The sequence below is a fragment of the Serratia sp. ID 25-353 genome (assembly GCF_054792795.1).
This window is the reverse complement of the sequence record NZ_CM139236.1, coordinates 4,660,300-4,672,744: the sequence shown is the minus strand read 5'-3', so window position 1 is coordinate 4,672,744 and position 12,445 is coordinate 4,660,300. Positions and strand designations below refer to the sequence as shown.

Annotated in this window: 5 protein-coding genes, 3 tRNA genes and 4 rRNA genes; 11 read left to right on the top strand and 1 reads right to left on the bottom strand. The window is 56.2% G+C overall.

The window, feature by feature from the left end:
• The first annotated feature begins 65 nt into the window (after positions 1-65).
• The 11 genes from ACYF6X_RS22350 to aceK all read left to right on the top strand — a co-directional run bounded on the left by ACYF6X_RS22350 (position 66) and on the right by aceK (position 11,775).
• A 16S ribosomal RNA gene (locus tag ACYF6X_RS22350) occupies positions 66-1,607 on the top strand.
• 74 nt (positions 1,608-1,681) lie between these two features.
• Positions 1,682-1,758: transfer RNA gene (locus tag ACYF6X_RS22345), tRNA-Ile, on the top strand.
• Positions 1,759-1,796: 38 nt separating this feature from the next.
• A tRNA-Ala gene (locus tag ACYF6X_RS22340) sits at positions 1,797-1,872 on the top strand.
• Positions 1,873-2,079: 207 nt separating this feature from the next.
• Positions 2,080-4,987, top strand: a 23S ribosomal RNA gene (locus ACYF6X_RS22335).
• Between the two features lie 99 nt (positions 4,988-5,086).
• Positions 5,087-5,202, top strand: a 5S ribosomal RNA gene (gene rrf, locus ACYF6X_RS22330).
• Positions 5,203-5,216: 14 nt separating this feature from the next.
• Positions 5,217-5,292: transfer RNA gene (locus ACYF6X_RS22325), tRNA-Thr, on the top strand.
• 45 nt (positions 5,293-5,337) lie between these two features.
• A 5S ribosomal RNA gene (gene rrf, locus ACYF6X_RS22320) occupies positions 5,338-5,453 on the top strand.
• Together the 16S, 23S and 5S rRNA genes with 3 tRNA genes alongside form the textbook arrangement of a ribosomal RNA operon.
• 246 nt (positions 5,454-5,699) lie before the next feature.
• Positions 5,700-6,629 (top strand): homoserine O-acetyltransferase MetA, encoded by a 930-nt coding sequence (gene metA, locus ACYF6X_RS22315; protein WP_063988506.1) that lies wholly within the window; start codon positions 5,700-5,702, stop codon positions 6,627-6,629.
• Positions 6,630-7,003: 374 nt separating this feature from the next.
• Positions 7,004-8,602, top strand: coding sequence for a malate synthase A (gene aceB, locus ACYF6X_RS22310; protein WP_130017681.1), 1,599 nt, complete (start codon positions 7,004-7,006; stop codon positions 8,600-8,602).
• 41 nt (positions 8,603-8,643) lie between these two features.
• The gene (gene aceA, locus ACYF6X_RS22305) at positions 8,644-9,951 is read left to right on the top strand and encodes an isocitrate lyase (protein ID WP_004936630.1); all 1,308 of its coding nucleotides are present in this window, start codon (positions 8,644-8,646) and stop codon (positions 9,949-9,951) included.
• Positions 9,952-10,020: 69 nt separating this feature from the next.
• Entirely contained in the window at positions 10,021-11,775 is a 1,755-nt protein-coding gene (gene aceK, locus ACYF6X_RS22300) for a bifunctional isocitrate dehydrogenase kinase/phosphatase (RefSeq protein WP_063988508.1), read from the top strand.
• A gap of 1 nt (position 11,776) precedes the next feature.
• Here the strand turns inward: aceK and ACYF6X_RS22295 are convergent, their stop codons facing one another.
• On the bottom strand, positions 11,777-12,418 hold the full coding sequence (locus ACYF6X_RS22295; RefSeq protein WP_063988509.1) for a bifunctional 4-hydroxy-2-oxoglutarate aldolase/2-dehydro-3-deoxy-phosphogluconate aldolase: 642 nt from the start codon (positions 12,416-12,418) through the stop codon (positions 11,777-11,779).
• Positions 12,419-12,445 lie beyond the last annotated feature (27 nt).

The following is a 12,445-nucleotide window of genomic DNA, read 5'->3' as shown; positions in this document are numbered from 1 at the left end:
CTGAAGTAAAATTCATGCAGTAAATCTTTGAGCATCGCTTCTCGAGTGGAAGCAAATCAAGCTTTTAATTGAAGAGTTTGATCATGGCTCAGATTGAACGCTGGCGGCAGGCTTAACACATGCAAGTCGAGCGGTAGCACAAGAGAGCTTGCTCTCTGGGTGACGAGCGGCGGACGGGTGAGTAATGTCTGGGAAACTGCCTGATGGAGGGGGATAACTACTGGAAACGGTAGCTAATACCGCATAACGTCGCAAGACCAAAGAGGGGGACCTTCGGGCCTCTTGCCATCAGATGTGCCCAGATGGGATTAGCTAGTAGGTGGGGTAATGGCTCACCTAGGCGACGATCCCTAGCTGGTCTGAGAGGATGACCAGCCACACTGGAACTGAGACACGGTCCAGACTCCTACGGGAGGCAGCAGTGGGGAATATTGCACAATGGGCGCAAGCCTGATGCAGCCATGCCGCGTGTGTGAAGAAGGCCTTCGGGTTGTAAAGCACTTTCAGCGAGGAGGAAGGTGGTGAGCTTAATACGCTCATCAATTGACGTTACTCGCAGAAGAAGCACCGGCTAACTCCGTGCCAGCAGCCGCGGTAATACGGAGGGTGCAAGCGTTAATCGGAATTACTGGGCGTAAAGCGCACGCAGGCGGTTTGTTAAGTCAGATGTGAAATCCCCGGGCTCAACCTGGGAACTGCATTTGAAACTGGCAAGCTAGAGTCTCGTAGAGGGGGGTAGAATTCCAGGTGTAGCGGTGAAATGCGTAGAGATCTGGAGGAATACCGGTGGCGAAGGCGGCCCCCTGGACGAAGACTGACGCTCAGGTGCGAAAGCGTGGGGAGCAAACAGGATTAGATACCCTGGTAGTCCACGCTGTAAACGATGTCGATTTGGAGGTTGTGCCCTTGAGGCGTGGCTTCCGGAGCTAACGCGTTAAATCGACCGCCTGGGGAGTACGGCCGCAAGGTTAAAACTCAAATGAATTGACGGGGGCCCGCACAAGCGGTGGAGCATGTGGTTTAATTCGATGCAACGCGAAGAACCTTACCTACTCTTGACATCCAGAGAACTTTCCAGAGATGGATTGGTGCCTTCGGGAACTCTGAGACAGGTGCTGCATGGCTGTCGTCAGCTCGTGTTGTGAAATGTTGGGTTAAGTCCCGCAACGAGCGCAACCCTTATCCTTTGTTGCCAGCGGTTCGGCCGGGAACTCAAAGGAGACTGCCAGTGATAAACTGGAGGAAGGTGGGGATGACGTCAAGTCATCATGGCCCTTACGAGTAGGGCTACACACGTGCTACAATGGCATATACAAAGAGAAGCGACCTCGCGAGAGCAAGCGGACCTCATAAAGTATGTCGTAGTCCGGATTGGAGTCTGCAACTCGACTCCATGAAGTCGGAATCGCTAGTAATCGTAGATCAGAATGCTACGGTGAATACGTTCCCGGGCCTTGTACACACCGCCCGTCACACCATGGGAGTGGGTTGCAAAAGAAGTAGGTAGCTTAACCTTCGGGAGGGCGCTTACCACTTTGTGATTCATGACTGGGGTGAAGTCGTAACAAGGTAACCGTAGGGGAACCTGCGGTTGGATCACCTCCTTACCTAAAGATATTAGTTCGAGTGGCGTGCTCACACAGATTGTCTGATAGAAAGTAACGAGCAGAAATACCTTTATAGGCTTGTAGCTCAGGTGGTTAGAGCGCACCCCTGATAAGGGTGAGGTCGGTGGTTCAAGTCCACTCAGGCCTACCACTTCTTCGAAGTGGAAAAGGTACTGCACGTGACTGTATGGGGCTATAGCTCAGCTGGGAGAGCGCCTGCCTTGCACGCAGGAGGTCAGCGGTTCGATCCCGCTTAGCTCCACCATATAGTCCGGTATTTCAATACTTCAGAGTATATTGGAAACAGTATGCTGCGAAGTATTTTGCTCTTTAACAATCTGGAACAAGCTGAAAATTGAAACATGACGGCTGAAATTTATCCCTCCGTAGAAGTACTGGGATAAAGAGTAACCTGTCATAGAGTCTCTCAAATGTTTGCAGCGCGAACGATGGAAACATCTTCGGGTTGTGAGGTTAAGTGACTAAGCGTACACGGTGGATGCCTAGGCAGTCAGAGGCGATGAAGGGCGTGCTAATCTGCGAAAAGCGTCGGTAAGGTGATATGAACCGTTACAACCGGCGATACCCGAATGGGGAAACCCAGTGTGTTTCGACACACTATCATGTCATGAATACATAGTGGCATGAGGCGAACCGGGGGAACTGAAACATCTAAGTACCCCGAGGAAAAGAAATCAACCGAGATTCCCCCAGTAGCGGCGAGCGAACGGGGAGGAGCCCAGAACCTGAATCGGCTTGTGTGTTAGTGGAAGCGTCTGGAAAGTCGCGCAGCAAAGGGTGATAGCCCCGTACACTAAAATGCACAGGTCGTGAGTTCGATGAGTAGGGCGGGACACGTGACATCCTGTCTGAATATGGGGGGACCATCCTCCAAGGCTAAATACTCCTGACTGACCGATAGTGAACCAGTACCGTGAGGGAAAGGCGAAAAGAACCCCGGCGAGGGGAGTGAAATAGAACCTGAAACCGTGTACGTACAAGCAGTGGGAGCACCTTCGTGGTGTGACTGCGTACCTTTTGTATAATGGGTCAGCGACTTATATTTTGTAGCAAGGTTAACCGTATAGGGGAGCCGTAGGGAAACCGAGTCTTAACTGGGCGAATAGTTGCAAGGTATAGACCCGAAACCCGGTGATCTAGCCATGGGCAGGTTGAAGGTTGGGTAACACTAACTGGAGGACCGAACCGACTAATGTTGAAAAATTAGCGGATGACTTGTGGCTGGGGGTGAAAGGCCAATCAAACCGGGAGATAGCTGGTTCTCCCCGAAAGCTATTTAGGTAGCGCCTCGTGAACTCATCTTCGGGGGTAGAGCACTGTTTCGGCTAGGGGGCCATCCCGGCTTACCAAACCGATGCAAACTCCGAATACCGAAGAATGTTATCACGGGAGACACACGGCGGGTGCTAACGTCCGTCGTGAAGAGGGAAACAACCCAGACCGCCAGCTAAGGTCCCAAAGTCATGGTTAAGTGGGAAACGATGTGGGAAGGCATAGACAGCCAGGATGTTGGCTTAGAAGCAGCCATCATTTAAAGAAAGCGTAATAGCTCACTGGTCGAGTCGGCCTGCGCGGAAGATGTAACGGGGCTAAACCATGCACCGAAGCTGCGGCAGCGACGCTTAGGCGTTGTTGGGTAGGGGAGCGTTCTGTAAGCCGTTGAAGGTGGCCTGTGAGGGTTGCTGGAGGTATCAGAAGTGCGAATGCTGACATAAGTAACGATAAAGCGGGTGAAAAGCCCGCTCGCCGGAAGACCAAGGGTTCCTGTCCAACGTTAATCGGGGCAGGGTGAGTCGACCCCTAAGGCGAGGCTGAAAAGCGTAGTCGATGGGAAACAGGTTAATATTCCTGTACTTGGTGTTACTGCGAAGGGGGGACGGAGAAGGCTAGGCTAGCCGGGCGACGGTTGTCCCGGTTTAAGCGTGTAGGGGGTGTGACCTGGTAAATCCGGTTGCATACTAACCCTGAGGCGTGATGACGATGCACTACGGTGCAGAAGTAGTTGATGCCCTGCTTCCAGGAAAAGCCTCTAAGCATCAGGTAACATTAAATCGTACCCCAAACCGACACAGGTGGTCAGGTAGAGAATACCAAGGCGCTTGAGAGAACTCGGGTGAAGGAACTAGGCAAAATGGTGCCGTAACTTCGGGAGAAGGCACGCTGGCATGTAGGTGAAGTCCCTTGCGGATGGAGCTGAAGCCAGTCGAAGATACCAGCTGGCTGCAACTGTTTAATAAAAACACAGCACTGTGCAAACACGAAAGTGGACGTATACGGTGTGACGCCTGCCCGGTGCTGGAAGGTTAATTGATGGGGTCAGCCGCAAGGCGAAGCTCTTGATCGAAGCCCCAGTAAACGGCGGCCGTAACTATAACGGTCCTAAGGTAGCGAAATTCCTTGTCGGGTAAGTTCCGACCTGCACGAATGGCGTAATGATGGCCAGGCTGTCTCCACCCGAGACTCAGTGAAATTGAACTCGCTGTGAAGATGCAGTGTACCCGCGGCAAGACGGAAAGACCCCGTGAACCTTTACTATAGCTTGACACTGAACATTGAGCCTTGATGTGTAGGATAGGTGGGAGGCTTTGAAGCGTGGACGCCAGTCTGCGTGGAGCCATCCTTGAAATACCACCCTTTAATGTTTGATGTTCTAACTCGGCCCCGTGATCCGGGGTGAGGACAGTGTCTGGTGGGTAGTTTGACTGGGGCGGTCTCCTCCCAAAGAGTAACGGAGGAGCACGAAGGTTAGCTAATCACGGTCGGACATCGTGAGGTTAGTGCAAAGGCATAAGCTAGCTTGACTGCGAGAGTGACGGCTCGAGCAGGTACGAAAGTAGGTCTTAGTGATCCGGTGGTTCTGAATGGAAGGGCCATCGCTCAACGGATAAAAGGTACTCCGGGGATAACAGGCTGATACCGCCCAAGAGTTCATATCGACGGCGGTGTTTGGCACCTCGATGTCGGCTCATCACATCCTGGGGCTGAAGTAGGTCCCAAGGGTATGGCTGTTCGCCATTTAAAGTGGTACGCGAGCTGGGTTTAGAACGTCGTGAGACAGTTCGGTCCCTATCTGCCGTGGGCGTTGGAAGATTGAGAGGGGTTGCTCCTAGTACGAGAGGACCGGAGTGAACGCACCACTGGTGTTCGGGTTGTCATGCCAATGGCATTGCCCGGTAGCTAAGTGCGGAAAAGATAAGCGCTGAAAGCATCTAAGCGCGAAACTTGCCTCAAGATGAGTCTTCCCTGGGCCTTTAAGGTCCCTGAAGGAACGTTTAAGACTAAGACGTTGATAGGCTGGGTGTGTAAGTGCAGCGATGCATTGAGCTAACCAGTACTAATGATCCGTGAGGCTTAACCTTACAACACCGAAGGTGTTTTTAGAGAGATTTTCAGCGAAGTTCCGAGATTGGTTCTGATGGCGACACGAGAGTGAAGCGGTTGGAATGAAACAGAATTTGCCTGGCGGCAATAGCGCGGTGGTCCCACCTGACCCCATGCCGAACTCAGAAGTGAAACGCCGTAGCGCCGATGGTAGTGTGGGGTCTCCCCATGCGAGAGTAGGACACTGCCAGGCATCAAATTAAGCGTGCTGATATGGCTCAGTTGGTAGAGCGCACCCTTGGTAAGGGTGAGGTCCCCAGTTCGACTCTGGGTATCAGCACCACTTTATTTAAAGTGGGTTTAGAAGTTCGGCAGAAAAAAGAATTTGCTTGGCGGCAATAGCGCGGTGGTCCCACCTGACCCCATGCCGAACTCAGAAGTGAAACGCCGTAGCGCCGATGGTAGTGTGGGGTCTCCCCATGCGAGAGTAGGACACTGCCAAGCATCAAATAAAGCAACAAGCCCCATGCGAAAGCATGGGGCTTTTTGTTTTATCTGTTATCTGGCGTTCTGCACGAGCATGGCCTTTTCGCTTTTCAGCCCCTTTACTCCCTCTACTCATATCTTGGCGCAGATCGCGCAATGAAACATTTTCACCTTCTCGCTGAATGCTCGACAGCGACGGAAAAAAACGCTATCTTCGGGCATCTAGAAGTCTAAACGTATAAATGGATGTGTGAGGGTTAAGCAATGCCGATTCGTGTTCCTGATGAGTTACCTGCGGTCAATTTCTTGCGCGGTGAGAATGTCTTCGTGATGACATCCTCGCGGGCAAAAACACAGGAAATCAGGCCACTGAAAGTGCTGATCCTCAACCTGATGCCGAAGAAGATCGAAACGGAAAACCAGTTTCTGCGCCTGTTGTCCAATTCGCCGCTGCAGATCGATATCCAGCTGCTGCGTATCGATAGCCGCGAATCGAAGAACACGCCAGCCGAGCATCTGAACAACTTCTACTGCGACTTTGAAGACATCCAGAACGAGAACTTCGATGGTCTGATCGTTACCGGTGCGCCGCTGGGACTGGTCGATTTCTGCGATGTTGCCTACTGGCCGCAGATCGAACGGGTGATCGACTGGGCCAAGAACCACGTGACCTCCACGCTGTTCGTGTGCTGGGCGGTACAGGCGGCGCTGAACATCCTGTACGGCATTCCCAAGATGACGCGCGAAGTGAAGCTCTCCGGCGTTTACCCGCACCAAACGCTGCAACAGCATGCGTTGCTGACGCGCGGCTTCGACGAAAGCTTCCTGGCACCGCATTCACGCTATGCCGATTTCCCGACCGAGGTGATTCGCCAATATACCGACCTGGATATTCTGGCCGAATCCGAACAAGCCGGCGCCTACCTGTTCGCCAGCAGGGACAAGCGCCTGGCGTTTGTCACCGGCCATCCGGAATACGATACGCTGACCCTGGCGGGGGAGTATTGTCGCGACAACGAAGCTGGCCTCGATCCTGCCGTTCCGCTCAACTACTTCCCCGATGACAACCCCGCCCTGACACCGAAAGCCACCTGGCGCAGCCACGGGCATCTGCTGTTTTCCAACTGGCTCAACTATTACGTCTACCAGATCACGCCGTACGATCTGCGCCATATGAATCCGACGCTCGACTGATCTTTTCTGCTTGCCGGCGGCTGAATCGAGGCCGCCGCACTGTTGACCCTCTGCACGCCCTTCTTTTTATCCGTCACTTCTCCAAAAAATCTATTGTCCAACAAGGCGTTAGTGCGTCTTCATTAAGTTACTGGAAGCAGTTTCCTTACCTGATGATTGTGTTATTTATCCTAACCAATTGATAACAAAGTGTTAATAAAATATTTAATAATAAAATGGAAATGGTTTTTGATTTTTATTTTTTGTTGAGTATTCTTAACTCTATCGGGATGAGATCTGACCAGTTGAGGATCGTTTCATCCGCCCTGATCCACAGTGATTTCTGATGAAAATGCGCCGGTCGCTCGGGCGCAACGATGGGAAGGAGCAAGGTCATGACGCAACAGATAGCAGGCACGGAGTTAAGGTTTACGCAGGGTTTCGCCGCAGCGGAGCACCAGGTGTTGACGGATGGAGCGGTTGAATTCTTGGCGGAACTGGTGGGGAAATTCACGCCGCGGCGCAACGAGCTGCTGGCGGCGCGTGTCCGCTGGCAGCAAAATATCGATCGCGGCGAACTGCCGGGGTTTATTTCGGAAACCGATTCCATTCGTGAAGGCGACTGGCAAATCCGTGGTATTCCGCAAGACCTGCGCGATCGTCGCGTGGAGATCACCGGGCCGGTCGAGCGCAAGATGGTGATCAATGCGCTGAACGCCAACGTAAAAGTGTTCATGGCGGATTTCGAAGACTCGCTGGCACCAAGTTGGGACAAAGTCATCGATGGCCAAATCAACCTGCACGATGCGGTTAACGGCACCATTTCCTACACCAATGAAGCCGGCAAAATCTACCAGTTGAAGCCGAACCCGGCGGTGTTAATCGCCCGCGTGCGCGGCCTGCATTTGCCGGAAAAACACGTGCTGTGGCGTGATGAAGCCATTCCCGGCGGCCTGTTCGATTTCGCGCTGTACTTCTATCACAACTATCGTCAGCTGCTGGCCAAGGGCAGCGGCCCATATTTCTACCTGCCGAAAACCCAGTCTTGGGAAGAGGCGGCCTGGTGGAGCGATGTCTTCAGCTTTACCGAGGATCGTTTCGATCTGCCGCGCGGCACCATCAAAGCGACCGTGCTGATCGAAACCCTGCCGGCGGTGTTCCAGATGGACGAAATCCTCTACCACCTGCGCGACCACATCGTCGGCCTGAACTGCGGCCGCTGGGATTACATCTTCAGCTACATCAAAACGCTGAAGAATCACGGCGATCGCGTGCTGCCGGATCGTCAGTCGGTGACCATGGAGAAGCCTTTCCTCAGCGCCTATTCGCGCCTGCTGATCAAAACCTGTCATAAGCGCGGCGCGTTTGCCATGGGCGGTATGGCGGCGTTTATTCCGAGCAAAGACGCCGAGAAAAATGACTGGGTGTTGAACAAGGTACGGGCGGACAAAGAGCTGGAGGCCAGCAACGGTCACGATGGCACCTGGGTGGCGCACCCGGGGCTGGCGGACACGGTGATGGAGGTATTCGGCAAAGCATTGGGCGATCGCCAAAACCAGCTGGAGGTGCTGCGTGAGCAAGACGCGCCAATCAGCGCCGCACAGTTGTTGGAACCGTGCGACGGCGAACGCACCGAAGCGGGGATGCGCGCCAATATCCGCGTGGCGGTGCAGTACATCGAAGCCTGGATCTCCGGCAACGGCTGCGTGCCGATTTACGGTTTGATGGAAGATGCGGCGACGGCGGAGATCTCCCGTACGTCTATCTGGCAGTGGATCCACCACGAGAAGAGCCTGAGCGATGGGCGCCCGGTCACCAAGGCGCTGTTCCGCCAGATGCTGCAAGAAGAGATGTTGGTGGTGCGTGAAGAAGTAGGGGAAGCACGCTTTAACGCCGGCCGGTTTGAAGAGGCGGCGCGCCTGATGGAGCGCATCACCACGCAAGATGAATTAATCGATTTCCTGACGCTGCCCGGCTATGAGCTGCTGGCCTGAATTTTCCCAATCAACCCTACATGACTGAAAGGATAAAAATTATGTCTACCTCTCGTTCTCAACAGATCCAGCAGCTGGAACAGGAATGGAAATCGGCCCGTTGGGAAGGCATCACCCGCCCTTACAGCGCCGAAGACGTGATCAACCTGCGCGGTTCGGTCAACCCGGAATGCACCCTGGCGCAAAACGGCGCCGCCAAACTGTGGGCATTGTTGAACGGCAAGGCGCGCAAAGGCTACGTGAACTGCCTGGGCGCGCTGACCGGCGGCCAGGCGCTGCAGCAGGCCAAAGCCGGCGTCGAGGCTATCTACCTGTCCGGTTGGCAGGTGGCGGCGGACGCCAACAGCGCGGCGGCCATGTACCCTGACCAGTCGCTGTATCCGGTGGACTCGGTGCCGAAGGTCGTCGAGCGCATCAACAATACCTTCCGCCGCGCCGATCAGATCCAATGGGCTAACCAGATTGAGCCGGGCAGCAAAGGCTACACCGATTATTTCCTGCCGATCGTCGCCGATGCGGAAGCCGGCTTCGGCGGCGTGCTGAACGCCTTCGAGCTGATGAAAGCGATGATCACCGCCGGCGCCGCCGGGGTGCACTTTGAAGACCAGCTGGCGGCGGTGAAGAAATGCGGTCATATGGGGGGCAAAGTGCTGGTGCCGACGCAAGAAGCGATCCAGAAACTGGTCGCCGCGCGCCTGGCGGCCGACGTGCTCGGCGTGCCGACGCTGGTGATCGCCCGCACCGACGCCGATGCGGCCGACCTGTTGACCTCCGACTGCGATCCGTATGACAGCGCCTTCGTCACCGGCGAGCGCACGGCGGAAGGCTTCTTCCGTACCCATGCCGGCGTCGAGCAGGCGATCAGTCGCGGCCTGGCTTACGCCCCTTACGCCGATATGGTGTGGTGCGAAACCTCAACGCCGGATCTGGACGCCGCCCAACGCTTCGCCGACGCCATCCACGCCAAATACCCGGGCAAGCTGCTGGCCTACAACTGCTCGCCGTCGTTCAACTGGAAGAAGAACCTCGACGACCAGACCATCGCTCGCTTCCAGCAGGCGCTGTCGGACATGGGCTACAAATATCAGTTCATCACGCTGGCGGGCATCCACAGCATGTGGTTCAACATGTTCGACCTGGCGCACGCCTATGCGCAGGGCGAGGGTATGAAACACTACGTCGAGAAGGTGCAGCAGGCGGAGTTCGCCGCGGTGGATCGCGGTTATACCTTCGCGTCGCACCAGCAAGAGGTGGGCACCGGCTACTTCGACAAGGTCACCACCATCATTCAGGGCGGCGCCTCTTCGGTCACCGCGCTGACCGGTTCGACGGAAGAACAGCAGTTCTGATGCGGCAAGCTTGAAGACGTTTCACCCGGAGCCTGCATGCGCAGGCTTCTTTTTCTGGCGGGGGTAAGGATGGCGGCAAAACTGGAGTTGTTGATCGCACAGACGATCCTGCAGGGCTTCGACGCGCAGTACGGCCGCTTTCTGGAGGTGACCGCCGGCGCGCAGCAGCGCTTCGAGCAGGCGGACTGGCCGGCGGTGCAGCAGGCGATGAAAAAGCGCATCCATCTGTACGACCATCACGTCGGCCTGGTGGTGGAGCAGCTCAAATGCATCACCGGGCAGAAATACTTCGACGCCGACTTCCCCAGCCGGGTCAAAGCAGTCTATATCGACCTGTTGCCGGACTATCCGCGTTTCGAGATTGCCGAAAGCTTCTTTAACTCGGTCTACTGCCGGCTGTTTAAGCACCGCGATCTGACGCCGGACAAACTGTTCGTCTTCAGTTCGCAGCCGGAGCGGCGTTTTCGCGACATTCCGCGTCCGCTGGCGCGCGATTTCACTCCCCATGGCGATCTGCCGGCGATGCTGCGCAGCGTGCTGAGCGATCTGCCGCTGCGGCTGCCGTGGGAGGATTTGACGCGCGATATTCGCGACATCACTCAGGCGCTGCAACGTGCCTTCAGCGCACAGCAGCTGGCGGGGGCAACCTTCCAGATCGCCAACGAACTGTTCTATCGCAACAAGGCCGCCTGGCTGGTTGGCAAGCTGCGCCTGGCCGACGGCGTTTATCCGTTCTTGCTGCCGATCCACCACAGCGAGTCGGGCGCGTTGTTTATCGACGCCTGCCTGACCGGTAAGGCCGAGGCCAGCATCGTTTTCGGCTTCGCCCGTTCTTATTTCATGGTCTACGCGCCGCTGCCGGCGGCGATGGTGGAGTGGCTGCGCGAGATCCTGCCGGGCAAGACCACCGCCGAGCTGTACATGGCGATTGGCTGCCAGAAGCACGGCAAAACCGAATGCTATCGCGAATACCTGACCTTTATGGCGCAGTCGCAGGAGCAATTCATCATTGCGCCGGGAGTGAAGGGCATGGTGATGCTGGTATTCACCCTGCCGTCTTTCGATCGGGTATTCAAAGTGATCAAAGACGAATTCGCCCCGCAAAAAGAGGTGACGCAGGCGCAGGTGATGGCCTGCTATCAGTTGGTGAAAGAGCACGATCGCGTCGGGCGCATGGCGGATACCCAGGAGTACGAGAATTTTGTCGTCGACAAGGCGCGCCTCAGCCCAGAGCTGTTGGCTGAACTGCGGCGCGAAGTGCCGGGCAAGTTGGAGGATCTCGGCGACCGCATCGTAATCAAGCATCTGTATATGGAACGGCGCATGACGCCGCTGAACCTGTATCTGGAGCAGGCCAACGACCAGCAGATGCGCGATGCGATCGAAGAGTACGGCAATGCCATCAAGCAGTTGGCCGCCGCCAATATCTTCCCCGGCGACATGCTGTTCAAGAACTTTGGCGTGACGCGCCACGGGCGGGTGGTGTTCTACGACTACGACGAAATTTGCTACATGACCGAGGTTAACTTCCGCGACATTCCGCCGCCGCGCTATCCGGAGGACGAGCTGGCCAGCGAGCCGTGGTACAGCATCGCGCCCAACGACGTGTTCCCGGAGGAGTTTCGCCACTTCCTGTGCGGCGATCGGCGCATTCGGCAGGTGTTTGAAGAGCTGCACAGCGATCTGTTTACGGCGGAGTATTGGCGCGGGTTGCAGCAGCGCATCCGCGAGGGGCATGTGGAAGACGTGTTCGCTTATCGCAAGAAGCAGCGGTTCAGCCAGCGCAGCGGGGCGGCGCTACCGGCCGCCACCGCTGCGATGTAAATCAGGCCTGAGCGCCCGCGACGGCGGCGCGCGCCAGTTCGGTGATGCGGGCGTAGTCGCCGCTTTCCAGCGCGTCCGCCGGCACCAGCCAGGAGCCGCCGATGCACAGCACGCTTTTCAGCGCCAGATAGCTGCGGTAATTGTCCGGCGAGATGCCGCCGGTCGGGCAGAAGCGCACCTGTGGGAACGGGCCGCCGATCGCCTGCAGCGCTTTTACGCCACCGTTGGCTTCAGCCGGGAAGAATTTAAACTCGCGCAGGCCGTAATCCATGCCCTGCATCAGCTCGGAAACGGTGCTGATGCCCGGAATAAGCGGAATAGACCCGGCGGTGGCCGCCTTGAGCAGTTCGTCGGTCAGGCCTGGGCTGATGGCGAACTGCGCACCGGCCTCGGTCACTTCACGCAGCTGCTGCGGATTGATCACGGTACCGGCGCCGATGATCGCTTCCGGCACTGCTTGGGCGATGGCGCGAATGGCGTCCATGGCGCAGGCGGTGCGCAGCGTTACTTCCAGCACTCGCACGCCGCCGGCGACCAGCGCTTTCGCCAGCGGCACCGCATGTTCCAGCTTGTTGATCACGATGACCGGCACCACCGGCCCCGCCGTCAGGATCTGCTCGGCGCTTGTTTTCCACTTGTTCATGATGACGTTCTCCTCTGTGGCCGCCGC

What these genes read in the sequence shown, in the direction of transcription:
- metA (WP_063988506.1), top strand. Translation starts at nt 5,700, where the DNA reads ATGCCGATTCGTGTTCCTGATGAGTTACCTGCGGTCAATTTCTTGCGC.
- aceB (WP_130017681.1), top strand. Translation starts at nt 7,004, where the DNA reads ATGACGCAACAGATAGCAGGCACGGAGTTAAGGTTTACGCAGGGTTTC.
- aceA (WP_004936630.1), top strand. Translation starts at nt 8,644, where the DNA reads ATGTCTACCTCTCGTTCTCAACAGATCCAGCAGCTGGAACAGGAATGG.
- aceK (WP_063988508.1), top strand. Translation starts at nt 10,021, where the DNA reads ATGGCGGCAAAACTGGAGTTGTTGATCGCACAGACGATCCTGCAGGGC.
- ACYF6X_RS22295 (WP_063988509.1), bottom strand. Translation starts at nt 12,418, where the DNA reads ATGAACAAGTGGAAAACAAGCGCCGAGCAGATCCTGACGGCGGGGCCG.